Annotated in this window: 16 protein-coding genes and 1 tRNA gene; 9 read left to right on the top strand and 8 right to left on the bottom strand. The window is 69.4% G+C overall.

Annotation, left to right across the window (positions count from 1 at the left end):
• The first annotated feature begins 65 nt into the window (after positions 1-65).
• From acnA to H613_RS0118720, 3 genes are all read left to right on the top strand, one after another.
• A complete protein-coding gene (acnA, locus tag H613_RS0118730) occupies positions 66-2,789 on the top strand; it encodes an aconitate hydratase AcnA (RefSeq protein ID WP_026924994.1) in 2,724 nt (907 codons plus the stop codon).
• An 87-nt stretch (positions 2,790-2,876) separates the two neighbouring features.
• Positions 2,877-3,338 (top strand): DUF3291 domain-containing protein, encoded by a 462-nt coding sequence (locus tag H613_RS27650; protein ID WP_051393554.1) that lies wholly within the window; start codon positions 2,877-2,879, stop codon positions 3,336-3,338.
• Positions 3,339-3,392: 54 nt separating this feature from the next.
• Positions 3,393-4,445 (top strand): NAD(P)-binding domain-containing protein, encoded by a 1,053-nt coding sequence (locus H613_RS0118720; RefSeq protein ID WP_026924993.1) that lies wholly within the window; start codon positions 3,393-3,395, stop codon positions 4,443-4,445.
• Here H613_RS0118720 and H613_RS27645 read toward each other — a convergent pair.
• The 4 genes from H613_RS27645 to H613_RS0118700 all read right to left on the bottom strand — a co-directional run bounded on the left by H613_RS27645 (position 4,438) and on the right by H613_RS0118700 (position 8,873).
• Positions 4,438-5,268, bottom strand: a complete 831-nt coding sequence (locus H613_RS27645; protein WP_035738579.1) for an endonuclease/exonuclease/phosphatase family protein — start codon at positions 5,266-5,268, stop codon at positions 4,438-4,440. The genes H613_RS0118720 and H613_RS27645 overlap by 8 nt on opposite strands.
• A 69-nt stretch (positions 5,269-5,337) precedes the next feature.
• On the bottom strand, positions 5,338-6,735 hold the full coding sequence (locus tag H613_RS27640; RefSeq protein WP_035738576.1) for an FAD-dependent monooxygenase: 1,398 nt from the start codon (positions 6,733-6,735) through the stop codon (positions 5,338-5,340).
• A 211-nt stretch (positions 6,736-6,946) separates the two neighbouring features.
• Entirely contained in the window at positions 6,947-8,110 is a 1,164-nt protein-coding gene (locus H613_RS0118705; RefSeq protein WP_156926128.1) for a VLRF1 family aeRF1-type release factor, read from the bottom strand.
• Between the two features lie 73 nt (positions 8,111-8,183).
• Entirely contained in the window at positions 8,184-8,873 is a 690-nt protein-coding gene (locus H613_RS0118700; RefSeq protein ID WP_026924991.1) for a DsbA family protein, read from the bottom strand.
• A gap of 128 nt (positions 8,874-9,001) precedes the next feature.
• Between H613_RS0118700 and H613_RS0118695 the strand changes: the two genes are divergently transcribed.
• Positions 9,002-9,073, top strand: a tRNA-Val gene (locus tag H613_RS0118695).
• Positions 9,074-9,512: 439 nt separating this feature from the next.
• On the opposite strand, the gene H613_RS0118690 is transcribed toward H613_RS0118695, so the two are convergent.
• The 3 genes from H613_RS0118690 to H613_RS0118675 form a co-directional block, all read right to left on the bottom strand.
• Positions 9,513-10,484, bottom strand: a complete 972-nt coding sequence (locus H613_RS0118690; protein WP_026924990.1) for an aldo/keto reductase — start codon at positions 10,482-10,484, stop codon at positions 9,513-9,515.
• Positions 10,481-11,194, bottom strand: a complete 714-nt coding sequence (locus H613_RS0118685) for a TetR/AcrR family transcriptional regulator (RefSeq protein WP_026924989.1) — start codon at positions 11,192-11,194, stop codon at positions 10,481-10,483. The genes H613_RS0118690 and H613_RS0118685 overlap by 4 nt, the downstream gene beginning before the upstream one ends.
• Before the next feature lie 691 nt (positions 11,195-11,885).
• Positions 11,886-12,323, bottom strand: a complete 438-nt coding sequence (locus H613_RS0118675) for a hypothetical protein (RefSeq protein ID WP_156926127.1) — start codon at positions 12,321-12,323, stop codon at positions 11,886-11,888.
• Between the two features lie 396 nt (positions 12,324-12,719).
• Here H613_RS0118675 and H613_RS0118670 point away from each other — a divergent pair, with 396 nt between their 5' ends.
• The 5 genes from H613_RS0118670 to H613_RS0118650 all read left to right on the top strand — a co-directional run bounded on the left by H613_RS0118670 (position 12,720) and on the right by H613_RS0118650 (position 19,996).
• Complete coding sequence (locus tag H613_RS0118670; RefSeq protein WP_439330251.1) at positions 12,720-13,679, top strand: ABC transporter permease; 960 nt, start codon at positions 12,720-12,722, stop codon at positions 13,677-13,679.
• Positions 13,680-13,693: 14 nt separating this feature from the next.
• Complete coding sequence (locus tag H613_RS0118665) at positions 13,694-14,641, top strand: carbohydrate ABC transporter permease (protein ID WP_026924985.1); 948 nt, start codon at positions 13,694-13,696, stop codon at positions 14,639-14,641.
• 87 nt (positions 14,642-14,728) lie between these two features.
• Positions 14,729-16,384, top strand: a complete 1,656-nt coding sequence (locus H613_RS0118660; RefSeq protein WP_026924984.1) for a type 2 periplasmic-binding domain-containing protein — start codon at positions 14,729-14,731, stop codon at positions 16,382-16,384.
• Positions 16,385-16,468: 84 nt separating this feature from the next.
• Positions 16,469-18,895 carry a glycoside hydrolase family 2 protein gene (locus H613_RS27635; RefSeq protein ID WP_051393552.1) on the top strand — a complete coding sequence of 809 codons (2,427 nt, stop codon included), beginning with the start codon at positions 16,469-16,471 and terminating at the stop codon, positions 18,893-18,895.
• Positions 18,896-19,024: 129 nt separating this feature from the next.
• Entirely contained in the window at positions 19,025-19,996 is a 972-nt protein-coding gene (locus tag H613_RS0118650; protein ID WP_051393551.1) for a LacI family DNA-binding transcriptional regulator, read from the top strand.
• A gap of 21 nt (positions 19,997-20,017) precedes the next feature.
• Here H613_RS0118650 and H613_RS0118645 read toward each other — a convergent pair.
• Positions 20,018-20,667: enolase C-terminal domain-like protein (locus H613_RS0118645; RefSeq protein WP_026924982.1), on the bottom strand; the 650-nt coding region annotated here is incomplete at its 5' end.

Here is a 20,667-nt window from a genome sequence, read left to right as displayed (position 1 = left end):
CGTCGGCGTCCGACGCTGCGGCAGACTGAGTCCGACAACTCAGATGAGAATCAGGAGCTCTAATGGTGAGAACAGACTCCTTCGGCGCCCGCGAGGCCCTGCGGGTCGGCGAAAACGAATACGACATCTACCGCATCGACAAGGTCGAAGGCCACGACCGGCTGCCCTACAGCCTCAAGGTCCTGCTCGAGAACCTGCTGCGCAACGAGGACGGCGCGGACATCACCGCCGACCACATCCGCGCGATCGGCTCGTGGGACCCCGCCGCCAAGCCCAGCACGGAGATCCAGTTCACGCCCGCGCGCGTCATCATGCAGGACTTCACCGGCGTGCCGTGCGTGGTCGACCTCGCCACCATGCGCGAGGCCGTCCGCGACCTCGGCGGCGACCCGGGCCAGATCAACCCGCTCGCGCCCGCCGAGATGGTCATCGACCACTCGGTCATCGTCGACTTCTTCGGCCGACCCGACTCCTTCAAGCGCAACGTCGAACGCGAGTACGAGCGCAACCGCGAGCGCTACCAGTTCCTGCGCTGGGGCCAGACCGCCTTCGACGAGTTCAAGGTCGTCCCGCCCGGGACCGGCATCGTCCACCAGGTCAACATCGAGCACCTCGCCCGCGTCGTCATGACGCGCGACGGCGCCGCCTACCCCGACACCTGCGTCGGCACCGACTCCCACACCACCATGGAGAACGGCATCGGCGTCCTCGGCTGGGGCGTCGGCGGCATCGAGGCCGAGGCGGCCATGCTCGGCCAGCCGATCTCGATGCTCATCCCGCGCGTCCTCGGCTTCAAGCTCACCGGCGACCTCCCGGCCGGCGCCACCGCCACCGACCTGGTCCTCACCATCACCGAGATGCTCCGCGACCACGGCGTCGTCGGCAAGTTCGTCGAGTTCTACGGCGAGGGCGTCGCCAGCGTCCCGGTCGCCGACCGCGCCACGCTCGGCAACATGAGCCCCGAGTTCGGCTCCACCTGCGCGATCTTCCCGATCGACGAGCGCACCGTCGACTACCTGCGCCTGACCGGCCGCAGCGACGAGCAGATCGCCCTGGTCGAGGCCTACGCCAAGGCACAGGGGATGTGGCACGACCCGAAGAGCGAGGCCGCCTACTCCGAGTACCTCGAACTCGACCTGTCGACCGTGGTGCCCTCCATCGCCGGGCCGAAGCGCCCGCAGGACCGCATCCAGCTCGACAAGGCCGACCACCAGTGGCGCCGCGACGTGGCGAACTACGTCACCCTCGACGAGGGCAGCAAGGAGTCCTTCCCGGCCTCCGACTCCCCCGCCGTGGCTCCCAACGGCGACCGGCCGCACAACCCGCAGACGGTCAAGACCGAGGCGGGCGTGTTCGAGGTCGACCACGGCGACGTGGTCATCGCCGCGATCACCTCCTGCACCAACACCTCCAACCCGTACGTCATGGTCGGCGCGGGCCTGCTGGCCAAGAACGCCGTCGAGGCAGGGCTGGAGACCAAGCCGTGGGTGAAGACCTCGCTCGCGCCCGGCTCGCAGGTCGTCACCGGGTACCTGCAGCGGGCGGGCCTGTCGTCCTACCTCGACAAGCTCGGGTTCAACCTCGTCGGCTACGGCTGCACCACCTGCATCGGCAACTCCGGACCGCTCCCGGAGGACATCTCCAGGGCCGTCCAGTCCGGCGACCTCGCCGTCACCTCGGTGCTCAGCGGCAACCGCAACTTCGAGGGCCGCATCAACCCCGACGTCAAGATGAACTACCTGGCGAGCCCGCCGCTGGTCGTGGCGTACGCGCTGGCCGGGTCGATGGACGTCAACCTGACGACCGACCCGATCGGCAAGGGCAAGGACGGCCAGGACGTCCACCTCAGCGACATCTGGCCCAGCAGCGAGGAGATCCGCGAGGTCGTCGACGGCAACATCGGCCGCGACATGTTCCTGCGCGAGTACGCCTCCGTGTTCGACGGGGACGAGACCTGGCAGTCGCTGCCGATCCCGACCGGCGACACCTTCGAGTGGGACGACGCCTCGACGTACGTGCGCAAGGCCCCCTACTTCGACGGGATGCCCGCCACCCCGGCGCCGGTCCAGGACATCACCGGCGCGCGGGTGCTGGCGAAGCTGGGCGACTCGGTGACGACCGACCACATCTCCCCGGCGGGGTCGATCAAGGCCGACTCGCCGGCCGGCGAGTACCTGAAGTCGCAGGGCGTGGGCCCGGCCGACTTCAACTCCTACGGCTCGCGGCGCGGCAACCACGAGGTGATGGTGCGCGGCACCTTCGCGAACATCCGGCTGCGGAACCAGCTGGCGCCGGGCACCGAGGGCGGCTGGACGCGCGACTTCACGCAGAGCGACGGGCCGGTGGCGACGATCTACGACGCCGCGCAGCACTACGCCGAGGCGGGCACGCCGCTGGTGGTGTTCGCGGGCAAGGAGTACGGGACGGGCTCGAGCCGCGACTGGGCGGCGAAGGGCACGGTCCTGCTGGGCGTCCAGGCCGTCATCGCCGAGTCGTACGAGCGCATCCACCGCTCGAACCTGATCGGGATGGGCGTGCTGCCGCTCCAGTTCCCCGACGGCGAGACGCACCAGAGCCTGGGCCTGACCGGCGAGGAGACCGTCTCGATCAGCGGCATGACCGCGATCGACGAGGGCATCCCGGACACGGTGACGGTCACGGCCACCGCCCCTGACGGGAACGAGACGACCTTCGAGGCCCTCGTCCGCCTGGACACGCCCGGCGAGGCGAGCTACTACCGCAACGGCGGCATCCTGCAGTACGTGCTGCGGGGCCTGCTCGCGAAGTAGCGGAACGACGATGAGGGGCGGGCCGAGGCCCGTCCCTTTCGCCGTCCGCGCCTTGACCGGCGCGCGGGCGGCTGGCAGGCTCGACGGATGGCAGCATCCCCCGCCCACCACCTCGCGCAGCTCAACATCGCCAGGATGCTCGCGCCCCTCGACACCCCTGTCATGCGCGGCTTCGTCGACAAGCTCGACGAGGTCAACGCCGCCGCGGACGCCGCCGACGGCTTCGTGTGGAGGCTGATCGACGACGGCGGCTCCGCGGCCACCGACTTCCGCTTCCGGGGCGACGAGTGGCTCATCCTCAACATGTCGGTGTGGACCTCGCCCGAGGCGCTCAACGCGTACGTCTACGGCGAGGCGCACCGGCCGGTGCTGCAACGGCGGCGCGAATGGTTCGAGCACTTGGCGGAGGCCTACACGGCCATGTGGTGGGTGCCGGTCGGGCACGTGCCGACCGTCCCCGAAGCCGAGAAACGCCTGGCGCTCCTGCGCGAGAAGGGGCCGACGCCCGAGGCGTTCACCGCGAAGCGGCAGTTCCCGGCGCCGTCCTGAAGCCGGTGAGCGGCCTCACGGAATCGGGACCACCGCGGCGCGGTTGCAACGGACATGGAGCGCGAAGTCGAAGTGGCCGTCATCGGGGCCGGTCAGGCCGGTCTGGCGGCCGCCCACTCGCTGCGCCGGTACTTCGAGCCCGAGAGCGGCTTCGTCGTCTTCGACCACAACCCCGGCCCCGGCGGGGCGTGGCAGCACCGCTGGCCGACCCTGACGTTCAAGACCGTCAACCGCGTCTACCAGCTGCCGGACATGGCCGTGCCCGAACCGGACGAGGACACTCCGGTCGCCGACGTCATCCCCGGCTACTTCGCCGAATACGAGCGGGCCTTCGACCTGCGCGTCCAGCGCCCGGTGTCGGTGGAGGCCGTCCGCTCGCTTCCCGACAAGCGGCTGGCGGTCGAGACCGACCGCGGCACCTGGACCGCCCGCGCGCTCATCAACGCCACCGGCACGTGGGAGCGGCCCTTCTGGCCCCGATACCCCGGCCAGGAGGCGTTCGGGGGCCGCCAGCTCCACACCGCCCAGTACCGCGGGCCGGAGGAGTTCGAGGGGAAGCGCGTGATCGTGGTCGGCGGCGGCATCTCCGGCATCCAGCACCTGATGGAGATCGCCCCGCTCGCGGCCGAGACGCACTGGGTGACCCGCCGCCCGCCCGAGTGGCGCGAGGGCGAGTTCGACTCCGAGTACGGCCGCGAGGTCGTGGCGAAGGTCGAGGAGCGGGTGCGGCGGGGCCTGCGGCCCCGCAGCGTCATCAGCGTCACCGGGCTCCCGCTGTCACCGGAGGTCCGGGCCGCGCGCGAGGCGGGCGTCCTCGACCGGCTGCCGATGTTCGACCGGATCGAGCCCGATGGTGCGCGCTGGGAGGACGGCCGCTTCGTCGAGGCCGACACGATCATCTGGGCGACCGGCTTCCGCGCCTCGCTCGACCACCTCGCGCCGCTGAAGCTGCGCGGGCCGAGGGGCGGCATCGCGATGGACGGGACGCGCGTGGCGGCCGATCCGCGGATCCACCTGGTCGGCTACGGGCCGTCGGCGAGCACCATCGGCGCGAACCGCGCCGGGCGCACCGCCGTCCGCGAGATCCGGGAGCTGCTCGCTACTTGAGGCTGACCAGTGCCTGGACCGGCCAGTGGTCGGAGGGCGGCAGGCCGTCCTCGGTGCGGGTGTTGACGGCTGCCCGGTGGACTTCCATGTCCCGCACGAGGATCCAGTCGATGCGCGGCCCGCCTTCGACCGGGGCGCGCCGCCAGCCGTTGAACGTGCCCCACGAGGCGGGTGTGAGCCGCTGCTCGGCGGCCTCCCAGGCGTCGGTGAGACCGGCGCGGGTGAGGATGCGGTGGGCCTTGGAGCCGGCGTCGCAGTTGAAGTCCCCGGCGACGACCACCGGCGACCGGAAGCGGGCGACGGCGTCGGCGTTGATCTCGGCGCCCTTGCGCCTGGCCCGCTCGGAGCGGTGGTCGAGGTGGTCGTCGACGACGTAGAAGTCCCGGCCCGTCGCCAGGTCCTCGAAGTGGATCCAGGTGAGCATCCGGACGGTGCGGCTGCCCCAGCCGCGGGAGCCGATCAGGTGAGGGTGGCGCGAGAGCCACAGGTGGTCGTACTCGAGCGGCTCCAGGCGCCGCTCGTCCCACAGGATCGCGGTGGACTCGCCGCGGCTGCCGCCGTCCCGGCCGAGGTGGAGCCAGTCGTAGCCGCCGAGGTCGGCGCGCAGGTCGCGCAGTTGGCGGAAGCGGCCTTCCTGGGTGCACAGGACGGTGGGGCGCTCGTGTTCGATCAGGGCGGCGACCGCGGTGCGGCGCTTCGGCCACGGGTGCGGGGAGCGGCCGGTCGCGGTGCGGAGGTTGTAGGTCATGACGTGGAGGTGCGGGGCTTCGGCCCCGCCGATGAGCGGTACGTCGCGGTCCGTTTCCTCTCGCGTTGCGCCCATGGTTGCGACGATAGCCGCTCGGGGCGGTGCTGTCGGTCGAACGCGGCGGCGCCGGCCCCGGGCGGCGCGTCAGCGCCCGGCGTGGGCGTCGAGGTAGGCGGCGACGGCCTCGGGGGCGTCCTCGCCGGCCCAGCCGATGTAGCCGTCGGGCCTGACGACGCGGGCGAGGCCGTCGGGTTCGGCCGAGGCCGCGGCGACGGCGCGGTCGTCTTCCACACTGCTGTCGAGGATGACGAAGCGGCCGCCGCGCAGGGCCTCGTACAGCCGCGAGCCGTCCTTGAGGCCGATGTCGGCGGCGCGGCGGCCGACGGTCTTGTCGTGTCCGTAGTGGATGCCGATGCCGCTGATCATGCCGATGGCGCGGTGGGCGATGGGCTTGACGCGCATGCCGAGGGCGGCTCCGGCCTCGCCGAGGACCTCGACGACGCGCGACCTGGTGGAGGCGAAGCGGACCAGGGCGCCGCTGAACTTCAGGACCGCCTCGCCGACGGGGTGGCGTTCGTCCTGGTAGGTGTCGAGGAGCTTGTCAGGCGCGCCGCGCAGGACGGCGGCGAGCTTCCATGAGAGGTTGGCGGCGTCCTGGAGGCCGGTGTTCATGCCCTGGCCGCCCGCGGGCGAGTGGCAGTGCGCGGCGTCCCCGGCGAGGAAGACGCGCCCGTCGCGGTAGTTGGGCACCTGGCGCTCGTCGGAGTGGAACCGGGAGATCCACCGCGGCGAGTGCATGCCGAAGTCGGTGCCGAAGCAGCGGCGCGTCACCTCGGAGAGCTCGTCGAGGTCGACGGGGGCGTCGTCGGGCTGCTGGTTGTCGTGGTTCCAGGCGACGACGCGCCAGTAGCCGTCGTCGAAGTCGGCCACGAAGCCGAACGCGCCGTGGGCGCCCTGGATGGCGGGGTTGTGCTCGGGGGGCTCGTCGAGCTTGACGTCGGCGAGGATGAGCGAGCGCAGGACGGCCTCGCCGGGGTAGGGCATCCCGATCGCCTGGCGGACGGCGCTGTGGACGCCGTCGGTGCCGACGAGGTAGGCGCCGGTGACCTCGCCTTGGGAGGTGGTGACGGTGACGCTCGCACCGTCTTGGACGACGCCGGTCACCTCGGTGTCGTAGCGGATCTCGGCGCCCGCCTCGATGGCGCGCTCACGGAGGACGGCTTCCACGTGGTACTGGGGCGCCACCAGCAGGTACGGGAAGCGGGATTCCAATTCGGACAGGTGGAGGGTAGCGCGGCCGAAGAGGCTGACGGAGCCCATGCGGGCGCCGCCCTGGGCGAGGACCTGGTCGGCCAGGCCGCGGGCGTCGAAGGTCTCGAGGGTGCGCGCGTGCACCGCGAAGGCGCGCGAGAGATTGGACAGTTCGGCGGCGCGCTTCTCGAGGAGGACGACCTCGACGCCGGCCTCGGCGAGATCGCCGGCCAGCAGGAGGCCGGTGGGCCCGGCGCCGACGACGATGACTGCTGCTTGCTGGTTCGACATGGTTGTCTCCCTTGGAGGTGGTGGCCGAACTACGTAATTCATCGTGTGATGAATTAACGGTAGCACCAAACCGGAACCGGCAGAAGGCACACCGCTTGCGGGAACGAGATGATCCGGAACACACAAGGCAGTGCACACAAAAACGGGGCCGCGGGAGGTGAGTGCCCGCGGCCCTGAACGTACTGCCGAATTAAGGTTAGCGTGACCTAACTCACCATCGCAGGAACGCCCCCACGCCGCCGGCCTGCTCGGGCAGGCGCGCCTCGTCGCTCAGGATCGACACCGAGGCGTCCGTGGAGAAGGCCATGTCGATCATCTGCTCCCCCAGCTGCGCCTGCGCCACGGCCGTGGCGGCGTCGGGGTCGTCCTGGACGATCCCGTCGGCCAGGACCGCCCCCGGCGGGATGCGCTGCCCGCTCCAGACCGAGTCGCGCTCGAACAGCAGCCGGTCGACGCGCCCGGTCTGGAGCGCGTCGAGGACCTGCGTCGAGCCCATCGCGGCCTTCGGCGGGGCCTCGGCGAAGTCGGCGGCGAGCCGCTCGTCGCGGCGGTGCCTGGCCCGGGCCATCTCGTCGGCCAGCGTCTGCTGGATCTGCGCCGCCGAGAGCTGGCCGACCACCTGCTGGGCGGCCACCACCTCGGCCTTCAACGAATTGCTGAGCGACTTCGAGGCGGCGTCGACGAGTTCGGGCTCGCCGGTGACGACGAGGATCTCCCAGCCGAACGCGTTCACATGCGACTCCAGCGAGGTGTGCGCGGCGGCCAGGAACCTGGCCAGGTGCTCGGCGATGCGGAAGTCGAACAGGTCCCGCTGCGTGGCCATGGTCTGCTGACCGTTGCCCCAGGCGCCGCGCGACCTGACCGGTCCGGCCATCTCTCGCCACTCGTCGGTGTCGAGTTCGAAGGCGAGGCCGGAGATCTCCTCGCAGCGGCCGAAGCGGCTGTCGAGGATGCGCATCCCGCGCCCGTCGACGACGGCGATCCCCATGGGGGAGCCTTCGGCCCAGGCGGCGAACATGGGCGTGATGTGGGAGCGGCGCGCGAGCGCGACCCGGTCGGTCAGCGGCGTCTGCATCGCGACGCTGAACGTCTCGCCGTCGCTGAGCGGCACGAACAGGGCCCGTCCGATGCCGGACGAGCCGGGGCGCATGAACTCCTCGATCTCGAGTTCCATGTCGTGGAGTCGACGGTCGAGGACGCCGCGGGTGGGGGCGTCGACCGATTCGAGCAGCCGCTTGACGCTCTGCTCGAACCGGTTGCGCCATGGCGGCTTCGACCCCTCCTGCTGGGGGTCGGCGTTGATGTAGAGCGAGAGCACGCCGGTATCGTCGCGCAGGTTGACCAGGCGGAGCCGTGTCTCGCGGTCCATCGGCATGGTGGCGACCTCCTCTTCGATTGGCGATGTTCGCCTCAGACTATTCCGGGAGGAGGCCGCTCGTGAGGGATTGCTAAACGGCGCACCCCTCGGGCCCGCACGCCTCGGCGTCGCCGCCGAGCACCACCGGCTTCCTTTCGTCCCACGCCTTCTCGAGCACCTGGGCGAACACCTCGGTCGGCTGGGCGCCGGAGACGCCGTACTTGCCGTCGATGACGAAGAACGGCACGCCGGTCGCGCCGAGGCTCGCGGCCTCGGCCTCGTCGGCGCGGACGGCGTCGCGGTAGGCGGCGGGATCGTCGAGCACCGCCTCGACCTCGCTCTCCTCGAGCCCGGCCTTGACGGCGACCTCGGTGATGCGGTCGCGGCTGAACAGCGACGCCTCCTCGGCGAAGTTCGCGGTGTAGAAGGCCTGCCACGCCTCGTCGGCGAGCCCGCGCTCGGCGGCCAGGTGCAGCAGCCGGTGGATGTCGAAACTGCCGCCGTGGTCGCGGCCCTCGGCCCGATACTCAAGGCCCTCGGCGGCGGCCAGGCCTTTGAGCCGTTCCTCGCCCTCCTGGGCCTGCTGTGCGCTCATGCCGTACTTCTTCGAGAGCATCGCGACCACCTGCTCGGTCTCCTCGGTGCCGCGGTGCGGATCGAGCTCGAACGACCGGTGCCGGACCTCGACCTCCCCACCGAACTCCTCGACGGCCTTCCCGAAACGGGCCTTCCCGACGTAGCACCAAGGGCAGGAGATATCCGACCACACATCGACACGCATCATCTGAGTCACGGCATCTGCAACAACACCGGCGCCTCTCCAATTCCACGGAGAAGACCCTGGACTCGCGCGGGGGCCCGCATTCAGGTACCCTTTCTCACGCTCGGCCCGCCCTCCCGGCGCGCCCGGGGTGCTTAGCTCAGCGGTAGAGCGCTGCCCTTACAAGGCAGATGTCACTGGTTCGAACCCAGTAGCGCCCACAGAATCAGACATACAGGCAGTTACACCTCATGTTAAACGATCCAGTTTTGGTTATGACGGGTTATGGCCAGAACTCCCCTGACTCCCCGTCCCTCGTGATCGCAAGGTGGTCTCCGATTCGGTGTTTCGAGGTACGCGCTCGTCTCCGACGCTGGGTATCGTGAGGGCATTCCCCTTGCACGGCCGGACGCAGCTCTCATCGTGATCCACCCATGCAGCGCCGCCACCTTGGCGGTCTCGCTTACAACACCGCCAAGGCCGCCGTCATCAAATGGGTCGACGCCAGCGTCGCAGCGAGTTTCAGCGTGTGGCTGCGGAACCGAGGATTTGGGCCGAAACTTGTGCCCGTTCGAGGCGCCGCTACCCTCCACTGCGACGGCGCCAAGCGCAAGGCGAGTGCGGCTACGAGGCGCAACCGACTGCCCAGCCGTGGCGCGGTCACGCTGATGCTTGGCGGCGGGTCAGTGCGTCGATCATCTGCGCCGACATCGTGTCCAGTGACGCGGACTCCTCATCCTCGACGGCCGTCAAGGTGTTGACCTCCCCATCGGTCAGCTCGGCCGCGACGTCGAGCGCGCGGATATTGTCCGCCAGGTGCTCCAGGGACTTGGTGCCCGGGATCGGGATGATCACGGGCGAACGTCGGAGCAGCCAGCCCAGAGCCACCACCGATGTCGAGACGCCGAGACGCCGAGCAGGCTGAGTGAGCGCCGCGAGGTCGCCGAGCGTGCCGGTCGCGAGGGGGAAGTAGGGGACGAAGGCGATGCCATCGCGTTCACACGCCTCGAGCACCTCGACGCCACTGCGATCGATCAGGTTGAACCGGTTCTGTATCGCCGCGATCGGCGTGAGACGCTGTGCCCGCTCCAGCATCTCGGGCGACGCGCCGGAGAGACCGATGTGGCGGACCTTTCCCTCGTCGCGCAACTCGATCAGGGCCCCGAGCGCGTCTTCGAGCGGCACCTCTTCCGCAGGGGAGCTCCCCGGTGCCTGACTGTCGCCCCACAGACGCAGATAGGTGAGCGGGCTGACCTCGGCTCGCAGATCGAGCAAGGCGTCCTCGACCTGGGTGCGCACGGTCGCCGGGCGGCTGTCGATCAACCATTCGCCGGCGGGACCGCGCCAGGCGCCGACCTTGTTCCCGATCATGACGCCGTCCTCGAACGGGCTGAGTGCCCGCCCGATGACTTGGTTGACCGTGCGCGGCCCGTAGGCATTGGCAGTGTCGAAGAACTGCACCCCCTGTTCCACCGCGCCGCGGAGCACGTCGATCGCGCCGCGTACATCGTCGGGCAGTCCGATGACGCCCCGACCGGCCAGCCGCATGGCGCCGTATCCGAGGCGGGATACCCGGTCCGTCCCTCCCAGCAGAAGGGTGGGCGCGAACGCCTCGTTGGTGGACGTGGTCATCTCTCCGCTCCTTGTTCCCGTGCGTCTTGTGCGGGCGTGACATGTTCGATGAGGGTGCGCAGCCATTGCCGCAACAGCGCCTCCTCTGCCGTGGTGAACAGCCCAGGAGTCGATCCGAGCCGAGCGAGCAGCAGCGCTGCGGCGTGGTCGGCGGGACCGAGCTCTTGCGCGTGCCCTGTCAGCTCGGACATCAGCGCCGTACACATCGTTTCGGCGAGTGGTCCGGTCGCTGATCCGCCGTCATAGAGCAGCCGGGTGACGCAGCCGATCGCCATCGCGGTAGTGAGGGCGACCGCCTCGTCCACGTCCATGCGGAGCAGTCCCGCGTCGGCGAGGCGTTCGAGACCGCGGCGCAGTTCAGCTTCGGCCGTCCGTGCGACGCGGGACCGCCGGTGGCCCGCACGGCCGTACATGAGTGCATACAGGGCAGGGTTCTCCACCCCGAAACCCACGTGCATGTCCCAACCCGCTGCGAAGTCGGCGAGCAGATCACCGGTACGGGGAACCGTGCGCTTGCGCTCCAGATATTCGGCGAACGCCTCCTCGGCCACGGCCTGCAAGAGACCGTCCTTGTCCCCGAAGTGGTGATACAGCGTTGGAGCGGCGACACCTGCCGCCTCATACAACTCACGAGTGCTCGGCACACGCCCCGGCTGTTCCGTCAACATCGAACGCGTCGCCTCGATCAGACGGCTCCTACCCGACTCCATGTATACCTACGATACACCACTGTTCTATTTTTACGAATCACTGATATAGGTTGACCGGCGGAGAACCGAGAGGGCCGCTGGTAAGAGCGGAAACACCGTAGTAGGCAACCGCGCGACGCGAACCGCGCTCAAACATGGCGACCGGTCACCGCAGTCTTCAGAACCGGCAGCAAGCAGGCCGAACCTCAGGGCGCCGTGTCCGAGGCGATGACCGCCGAAGAACAGCCACCCGAAAGCGTGCCCCGCCGCCGAGCGGGCACAAGCCGGCACACGCTCCGGAGGCCGATCCCGTACTCGGCAGCCAGCCGCTTCTTGCAGGCCCCGGCGAGAACGGCCTCGACCAGGCAGGCGTATTCGCCTGGGTCACCGCACGGCTTTCACGAGATAAGCACATTTGGAACTCGTGTTTGATGTCGGTGATGCCGAGGACGGTGAGTGGGGCCGTATAGGGGTGGTTGCCGATCCGGTCTCTCGATGCGGTGATGCCCTTGCCGCCCAGGCGCTTGAGAATCGCGATCGCGGCGGCGCGGAGGCTGGCGAGGTTCGCGGTCAAGTTCCCGGCGGTCGCGGTCGACCGGTCCTCACCGAAGACGACATCCTTCGTCCAATGCCACGACTCGACACCCCGATGGGCACAGATGGCCTCGGCGAACCGGGCCGGCCGCAGCTTCACCGTGTTCCTGCTGGTCAGTTAGAACATGACGTGATGGGTCACCTCGCCGGTGGCCTCGTCACGGGTCCAGCGACGGATCCGGGCGATCTGGGCCAGGCCCGGGAACGGCAGCCGCACCCCGCCCCCGGCGGCCAGGATCTTCACCGTGCGCGTCTCCGATCGCCCGTGACCGGACTCGCGAGACTCATACGACGGCAGCGACCACCACGCCGCGTCGCCGACCTCCAGGCCGATCCCGCACAGCGTCCGCACTACCGCGTCCGGGGCGTCCGCGGCCCACCGAACCGGAGTGTTCCTCCCGCACAGCAGCCCGGCCAGGGCCACCGCGACGAACGCCGACAACGGATACCAGCGGCCCTGCGCCCCACGCGGATCGGTCAGCTCGGCCACACGCTCCTCGAAACGCGCGAGGCCAACCACTTCAGCGAGATCCTTGCCCGGCAACAGCTTCCCCATCAAGACACAGCGTGTACGAAGGTCTCAACAAGCAAGCTCGGCCTCATGATACGGCCCAACCGGCAAAAACACCGACACGACCACTTCTCGTGAAAGCCGTGGGCGCCGGCCGTCCCGAGCGTTCACCGAGGAGCGCCGGGAGGTCTCATCGGTGCCATGACCGAAAGATTTAACCTATTCCTAAGTGGTCAGGGAATATAACGGAAAATCACGACATAAACACGATGAATCTCGCCTGAGGCTTCACCATTTCGATCATAGATATGATCTTTCCTCACTCCAGGTATTGACGAACTTCGTCACCTCAAAATACCGTGAACATTCACGGAACCGAGTTCGCGAAGGAGTGAGCGTGAACGCCATGAACGTGGAGCGCCGCCGCACGGCACGCAAGGGATCGCAGCCGTGACGGCGGCAGTGGACGCGCGGCGCGCGACACCCCGCGAGCGCCGCCGGCAGGCCCGCGGCAGGAACCTGCGCCGGCACTGGCAGCTCTATCTGATGCTCGTCCTCCCCGTCGCCTTCCTCGTCGTCTTCCAGTACATACCGATGGCGAACAACGTGATCGCGTTCAAGGACTACAACGTGGTCGCCGGAATCTGGGGCAGCCCCTGGGCCGGGCTCGACAACTTCGAACGGTTCTTCGCCAACCCGGTCGCCTGGGACCTCATCCGCAACACGCTGATGCTGAGCCTGTACGGCCTCCTGGCCGGCTTCCCCGTCCCGATCATCCTGGCGCTGGCGCTCAACGAGGTCCGGGCGCGCTTCTTCAAGCGCACCGTCCAGATGGTCACCTACGCGCCGTACTTCATCTCGACCGTGATCGTCGTCTCGATGCTCATCCTGGTCTTCTCGCCCCGGATCGGCTTCCTCACCGAGGCGCTCGGCTTCTTCGGCATGGACGGCAACGTCCTCGCCGACCCCGACGCCTTCCGGAGCGTCTACGTCTGGAGCGACGTCTGGCAGACCGCCGGGTACTCGGCGATCATCTACATGGCCGCGCTCGCCGGGATCGATCCGAGCCTGTACGAGGCCGCCCGACTCGACGGGGCCAGCCGCCTGCGCAAGATCTGGCACGTCGACCTGCCCGGCATCGCGCCCACCGTCGTGGTGGTCATGATCCTGAGCGTCGGCAACGTCATGGCGATCGGCTTCGAGAAGGCGTTCCTGCTCCAGAACCCGCTCAACCTCTCCCAGTCGGAGATCATCGCGACCTACACGTACAAGATCGGCCTACTCGGCGCCGACTTCAGCCTGGCGGCGGCGGTCGGGCTGTTCAACTCGGTCATCAATCTCATCCTGCTGTTGATCGTCAACACCGTCTCCAAGCGCGTGACCGGCAACGGGCTGTGGTGAAGGGAGCCCATGCAATGACACTCCAGACCGCGAACCGGGCCGAACCCCGAACCGAGCGCCGGAGGCCGAGTCGCCGCCGGGCCGCGCGGGTCCAGGACACCCGGGGGGACCGGGTCTTCATGGTCGCCGTCTACCTCCTGCTGGCGACGTTCCTGCTCGTCGTGCTGATCCCGCTGATCAATATCCTGGCGAGCTCCTTCTCCAGCCCCGCGGCCGTGTCCGGCGGGCGGGTGCTCCTGTGGCCGGTCGATTTCACGCTCATCGGGTACGAGGCGGTGCTGTCCAACGAGGCCGTCCTCACCGGGTTCGGCAACTCGCTGTTCTACACCGTGGTCGGCACGATCGTCAGCATCGTCCTCACCGTGCTGATCGCCTACCCGCTCTCGCGACCCGAGCTCATGGGCCGGAAGGTCTTCATCGGCGGCGTCCTGTTCACGATGCTCTTCAGCGGCGGCCTGATCCCGACCTACATGGTCGTGCGCGCCCTCGGCCTGCTCGACACCCGGTGGGCGCTGATCCTGCCGACCGCGATCGGGGCCTGGCAGGTGCTCATCGCGATGACCTTCTTCCGCTCCACGATCCCGAGCGAGCTGTACGAAGCGGCCCAGCTCGACGGCACCTCGGACGCCCGCTTCCTGTGGTCGGTGGTGCTGCCGCTGTCGAAACCGCTGCTGGCGGTCATCGCGCTCATGTACGGCATCGGGCAGTGGAACTCCTACTTCAACGCCCTGATCTACCTGCGCAACGAAGAGCTCTATCCATTGCAACTGGTGCTGCGCGACCTCCTGATCGTCAACAACAGCGGGGGGACGAACCTCGCCGACCAGTTGGCGGCCGAGCAGATGGCCGACCTCATGAAGTTCTCCCTCATCGTCGTCTCCACCGTGCCGCTCATGCTCGTCTACCCGTTCGTGGCGCGGCACTTCAACAAGGGCGTGATGCTCGGCTCCGTCAAAGGCTGATTCACGGCTCGCAAGCATCGCCGCGGCCGGCCGACCCGCGCCGCCTCCCCTCAGAAGCGTCAACTCCTCACCGAAAGGCAGTCAACGATGACCAGTAGATTCGCAAGAGCGGCGGCAATGGGCGCGGCACTGACCGTCGCGGCCGGCGCCTTCGCCGCGTGCTCCTCGGAACCGGAGACCACTCCGGACGACGTGATCACGATCTTCGCCCCGCAGGACGCAGGCCAGGGACAGGACCTGGAGGACAACGCGTTCACGACGTTGCTCGAAGAGAAGTTCGACGTCGATCTCCAGTTCGAGACCACCACCTGGGACGGGAACGCGGCCGCGGAGAAGCGGCAGATCTCCCTCGCCAGCGGCGACTACCCGGACGCCTACATGCTCATCCCGTGGGTCGACCAGTTCAGCAGCGAGGAGCTGGTGGAACTCGGCGGCCAGGGCGTGATCGTCCCACTCGACGACCTGATCGGCGAGGACACTCCGAACCTCGTCGCCGCGTTCGAGAAGGAGCCCGGCTTCGAGGAGCTGGCGACCTCCCCGGACGGGAACATCTGGGGCATTCCCGCTTGGAACGACTGCTACCACTGCTCGTACCCGTCGAAGCTGTGGATGAACTCCGCCTGGCTGGACGCACTGGGCCTGGAGCAGCCCACCACGACCGAGGAACTGCGCGACGTCCTCGAGGCGTTCAAGACCCAGGACCCCAACGGCAACGGCGAGGCCGACGAGATCCCCCTCTCCGGAGCGGGCGGCGCCACGCTGCTGTCGTACCTGCTGAACCCGTACGTCTACACCGCCGAGATGTACGCGAACGCCGAGGGCGTCAACCCGGCCAGCCTCGGATTGCAGAACGGGCAGGTCACCCTGCAGCCGACCCGGAACGAATGGCGCGAGGGGATCTCCTATGTGGCCTCCCTCTACGCGGACGGCCTCATCGACGAGGGCGCCTTCACCCAGAACGGCGAAGCCCTCACCGCCGAGGGCGCCACCGAGGACGTCATCCTCGGTTCGGTCGCCGTCATGCACCCCTGGTTCGTCACCGCCGACCAGGAGGACGGACGCTACACGCAGTACGACGCGGTCCCGCCGCTGACCGGGCCGAAGGGCGACGACACGTTCTGGAGCGGCGGCGGTGCGGGTGCCGCCCCCGGCGCGACCTTCGTCATCACGAACCGCTCCAGCGAGGCCAAGCAGCGCAAGCTCATGCAGATCCTGGACTTCATGGTCTCCTACGACGGCCACCTCCAGGGGGAGTACGGCATCGAGGGCGTCAACTGGATGCGGCCCGAGGAGGGCGACGTGGCCCTCGACGAGACCCTCGAACCGAACTTCAAGGTCATCACGCAGCCCACCGAGGAGACGCTGCAGAACTCCTGGGGCCCGATCGCGCAGTTCTTCAGCGACGCCGAGTTCCGCAACAGCCAGGTCACCGCGACCGACATCTACAGCGCCGAGGGCTACGAACGCCGCCTGTTCGAGGCGACGACGTTCTACGAGGGCCACGAGTCCGACGAGCTGTTCCCCTACTGGGAGGTCGATGTGACCGGCGAGACCGCGACGGAGCTCGCCACGATCCAGACCAATGTGGAGAACTTCATCGTCCAGGCGAGCGCGGAGTTCGTCACCGGCATCCGCGATATCGGCGGCGACGAGGACTGGGCCGAGTTCCAGCAGAACCTCACCGACCTCGGCGCCGACCGGTACGTCGAGATCTACCAGGAGGCCTGGGACGCGTCGCAGTAGCCGCCGACCGTTCCCCGAGGGCCGCCTCCCATCGAGCGAGGAGGCGGCCCGCCTCCGCAATCACGACCGAAAGGCCACCACCGCATGGTCCGCGAACAGCGATTCCTCAACGACGACTGGACATTCGACTACGGCGAGCATCCCGGGGCCGAGACCGGGCCGCCGGACCCCGACTGGTACGACGTCGGACTGCCGCACTCCTTCGGGCTGCCCGACTTCCGCGAGCACCGCATCTACGTCGGGCACGGCTGCTACCGGCGGACCCTCGAGGTGGACCCCTCGTGGCTCGGCCGGTGGATCGCGCTGGAGTTCCTGGGGGTCTTCCAGGTCTGCGAGGTGTTCGTGAACGGCCGATCGGTCGGGCGCCACGCAGGCGGCTACACGCCCTTCACCGTCGACGTCTCCGACGCCGTGGCGGCCGGACCGAACGACGTGTTCGTCCGGGTCGACAACCTGTGGAACGCGCGTCTGGCGCCGCGCGCGGGTGACTACAGCTTCTCGGGCGGGATCTACCGCGACGTCGGCCTGATCGTCGCCGACCGCGTCCGCATCGACTGGTACGGCATCGGGGTGACCACCCCGGAGGTCGACCGCGAGCGGGCGACCGTCGCCGTGTCGATCGAGGTCGTCAACGACGAGTCGCACCCGGTCGAGGCCGTCCTCACCGCCGCGGTCGCCGGTCCCGACGCTGCGGAGGCGAAGCTCGAACCCGTCCGCCGCACCCTCCCCGCCGGAACGACCGCGGTAGTCGAACTCGAAGGGGCCCTGACGGACCCGCTGCTGTGGCACCCCGACCGCCCGCACCTGTACGAGCTCACCGCCTCGGTCGCGGTCGACGGCGTCGAACGCGACGCCCAGTCCACCCGGTTCGGCGTGCGCCGGTTCGAGTTCACCGCCGCGCAAGGGTTCTTCCTCAACGGCGAGCACCTCGACCTCCACGGCGCCAACGTGCACCAGAACCGCGGCGGCTGGGGCGACGCCGGGACCCGCGCCTCGATCCGCCGCGACATCGCGATGGTGAAGGAGCTGGGCATGAACATCGTCCGTGGCTCCCACTACCCGCACCACCCGTTCTTCGCCGAGGAGTGCGACCGCCAAGGGCTGCTGTTCTGGTCCGAACTCCACTTCTGGGGCACCGGCGGCGAGAACGTCGAGGGCTACTGGTTCGCCAGCGCCTATCCGGTCGACGAAGCCGACGAGCCGGAGTTCGAGGAGAGCCTGCGCCGCGCCCTGCGCGAAATGATCCGGACCCACCGCAACCACCCGAGCATCATCACCTGGAGCATCGGCAATGAGGCGTTCTTCAGCGACGACCGCGTCGTCGACAAGGCCAAAGCGCTCACCAGGGAGCTGGTGGCGCTGGCGAAGGAGCTCGACCCGACGCGGCCGGCGGCCGTCGGCGGGGCGCAGCGCAAGGGCTTCGACGTGCTCGGCGACCTCGCCGGCTACAACGGCGACGGCGCCGAGCTCTTCCCGGACCCGGGCTTCCCGAGCGTCGTCACCGAGTACCACGGGGTGACGGGCCACGGCCCCGGCGAGTACGAAGTGGAGTGGGAGCACGGCGTCGGCAACGACCACCCGTGGCGCTCGGGCAAGATATTCTGGTGCGCCTTCCACTACAAGACGGTGGCGCCGGGCGCCGGACTCAACGGCCTGGCCGACTACTTCCGCAGGCCCAAGCGCGCCTACCACTGGTACCGCGAGCGGCTGCTCGGCATCGCCCCGCCCGCCTTCCCCGGCCCCGGAACGGCGGCCGAACTGCGGCTGCGCACCGACACGGTGGTGATCCCCACCGACGGCACCGGCGACGCGCGGATCGAAGTCGAAATGGTCGATGCGCAAGGCGTCCGCGTCGCCGACGACCGGCCCGTCCGTTTGACGGTGGTCGAGGGCGAGGCGCTGTTCCCCTCTGGAACGAGCATCACCCTGTCTCCTGAGACCCACAGCCTGTGGGACGGGGCCGGAGCGATCGAAGTGCGGTCCTACACCCCTGGGCCGCAGCGCGTCCGCGCCGTCGCCGACGGCCTCCCGCCGGCCGAGGTCCTCCTGACCGCGACCGGCCCGGCGAGACCCGACCGGGGGACGGCCCGGCGGCTCCCTCCGCCCGCCCCGTACCTGACCGAGCCGCCGCCGGGCAGCGGCTTCATGTCGCTGGCCGCGTACCGCCCGGTGAAGGCCAGCAGCGCCGCGCCCGGCCACGCGGGCGGCAACGCGACCGAACCGGGTCGCGCGTTCTGGCGCGCGGGCGAGAACGCGCCGGGCCAGTGGATCACCGCGGGCCTCGAATATCCCTACTGGATCAGCCGCGTCGAAGTGGTCTTCGCCGAAGCGGCCGATCGGCCCTGGCTCCTCGAGTCGGCTCCGGACGGGCACGACTTCGAACCGCTGCACCGCGGCGAACCCGGCGGGGAACGCTCCGTGCGCGTCGAGTTCGGAACCCGGACGTCGACGGCCGTCCGCCTCGCCTTCCCCGAGGGACCGATCGACGTCGAGGAGATCCGTGTCTTCTGAGGCGACCGCGGGCGGTCCCGCGCCGCGGGACCCGCGCCGTGGTCCTGCGGCAGGGGTGCGGCGCCCGCGCCCGGACGCGGGCGCCGCGGGCGCCGATAGCATGAGCGGACACGGAACAGGAGCGGTCGAGTGGGCAAGCGAGTGACGATCCTCGACGTCGCGGCCGAGGCCGGGGTGTCGCGCCAGACGGTGACGCGCGCGGTGAACGGCATGGGGGACATCAGCGAGTCGACCCGCCGCCGGGTCCTGGAGGCCGTCGAACGCCTCGGCTACCGCCCGAGCCGCTTCGCCCGGAACCTGGTCACCAGGCAGAAGCAGCACGCGCTGGGGCTGGTGGTGGCCTCCTTCGACAACCCGTACTACACCGACATCGCGGCGAGTATGCTCTCGGCCGCCGCCGAACGCGGCTGGCAGGTGATACTGGCGTCCGCCACCGACGACGCCGTGCCGAGCATGCTGTCCTCGCAAGTCGACGTCGTGGTCATGCACTACACCGGGTCCGCCGTCCGCGAGACCGTCGGCGGCCCGCCGATCGTGTACCTCGAGACCGGGCACCCCGACGTCCACGCCGTCGAACTCGACATCGAGTCGGGCATCGTCGCGATAGTCGACGCGCTCCGCGAACGCGGGGCCCGGCGCTTCGGCATGGTCGACTCCGGGCACCTGCGCCGCACCCACGGCAACTACGTGCCGACGCCGAAACGGCAGTGGTTCGAGCGGGCCGCCGGCGATCAGTTCGTCGGAGCCGCCGTCGGCGAGGAGAGCATCGCCGACGGCGGGCGGGCGTTCGGCGAACTGCTCGAGCGGCACCCCGAGGTCGACGCCGTCCTGGTCTTCAACGACCTGATGGCGCTGGGCGCGGTGCAGCACGCCCACGCGCACGGGGTCGACGTCCCCGGAGCGGTCCGCATCGTCGGCATCGACGGCCTGGCCTTCGGCGAGGCCGTCAGCCCCCCTCTGACCTCGATCGCCCTCGACCGCCACGCCCTGGCCGCGAATGCCCTCGAGATCGCCCAGATCCTCGCGGAGGCCGATTTCGGGAGGATCGACCCGGTCCACCGCAAGGTGCGCTCCGACATCCTGTGGAGGGAGTCCGCCTGAGAACCCGGCCGGGCGCCGGACTCAGTCGTGGGTCCCGGCACCCGTCCGGGCCGCCCAGTAGGCCCCGTCGGGGAAGGCGAACCGGTCGACCGACGCCTGGTGCATCCGGGCCGAATATCCGGGCGCCTCGGGCAGGACGTAGTTGCCGCCCTCGACGGTGCACGGGTCGGTGAAGTGCTCGTGGAGGTGGTCGACGTACTCGGTGACGCGGTCCTCCAGGCTGGCCGAGACGGCCACGTAGTCGAAGATCGACAGGTGCTGGACGAGTTCGCACAGGCCCACGCCGCCGGCGTGGGGGCAGACCGGGACGCCGAATTTCGCCGCGAGCAGGTAGACGGCGATGATCTCGTTGACGCTCGCCAGTCTCGCGGCGTCGAGCTGGAGGAAGTCGATCGCCTCGGCCTGGAGCATCTGCTTGAACAGGACGCGGTTCATGCCGTGCTCGCCGGTGGCGACGCCGATGGGGGCGACCGCGCGGCGCACGGCCGCGTGGCCGAGCACGTCGTCGGGGCTGGTGGGCTCCTCGATCCAGTGCGGCTTGAACTCGGCGAGCGCCCGCACCCACTCGATGGCCTCGGGGACGTCCCAGACCTGGTTGGCGTCGATCATGAGCTTGGCGTCCCAACCGATGATCTCCCTGGCGATCGTCAGGCGCCGCCGGTCGTCGTCCA

Source organism: Glycomyces arizonensis DSM 44726, from assembly GCF_000482705.1.
Lineage (GTDB): Bacteria > Actinomycetota > Actinomycetes > Mycobacteriales > Micromonosporaceae > Glycomyces > Glycomyces arizonensis.
The sequence above is the reverse complement of the archived record's forward strand: the minus strand, read 5'-3'. Positions and strand labels throughout refer to the sequence as shown.

Coding starts and splice junctions, on each gene's coding strand:
- H613_RS0118720 (WP_026924993.1), top strand. CDS start 3,393: ATGGAGCGCGAAGTCGAAGTGGCCGTCATCGGGGCCGGTCAGGCCGGT.
- H613_RS0118675 (WP_156926127.1), bottom strand. CDS start 12,323: ATGGGGAAGCTGTTGCCGGGCAAGGATCTCGCTGAAGTGGTTGGCCTC.
- H613_RS0118685 (WP_026924989.1), bottom strand. CDS start 11,194: ATGGAGTCGGGTAGGAGCCGTCTGATCGAGGCGACGCGTTCGATGTTG.
- H613_RS27640 (WP_035738576.1), bottom strand. CDS start 6,735: ATGTCGAACCAGCAAGCAGCAGTCATCGTCGTCGGCGCCGGGCCCACC.
- H613_RS27650 (WP_051393554.1), top strand. CDS start 2,877: ATGGCAGCATCCCCCGCCCACCACCTCGCGCAGCTCAACATCGCCAGG.
- H613_RS27645 (WP_035738579.1), bottom strand. CDS start 5,268: ATGGGCGCAACGCGAGAGGAAACGGACCGCGACGTACCGCTCATCGGC.
- H613_RS27635 (WP_051393552.1), top strand. CDS start 16,469: ATGGTCCGCGAACAGCGATTCCTCAACGACGACTGGACATTCGACTAC.
- H613_RS0118700 (WP_026924991.1), bottom strand. CDS start 8,873: ATGCGTGTCGATGTGTGGTCGGATATCTCCTGCCCTTGGTGCTACGTC.
- H613_RS0118665 (WP_026924985.1), top strand. CDS start 13,694: ATGACACTCCAGACCGCGAACCGGGCCGAACCCCGAACCGAGCGCCGG.
- H613_RS0118690 (WP_026924990.1), bottom strand. CDS start 10,484: ATGACCACGTCCACCAACGAGGCGTTCGCGCCCACCCTTCTGCTGGGA.
- H613_RS0118660 (WP_026924984.1), top strand. CDS start 14,729: ATGACCAGTAGATTCGCAAGAGCGGCGGCAATGGGCGCGGCACTGACC.
- H613_RS0118705 (WP_156926128.1), bottom strand. CDS start 8,110: ATGCCGATGGACCGCGAGACACGGCTCCGCCTGGTCAACCTGCGCGAC.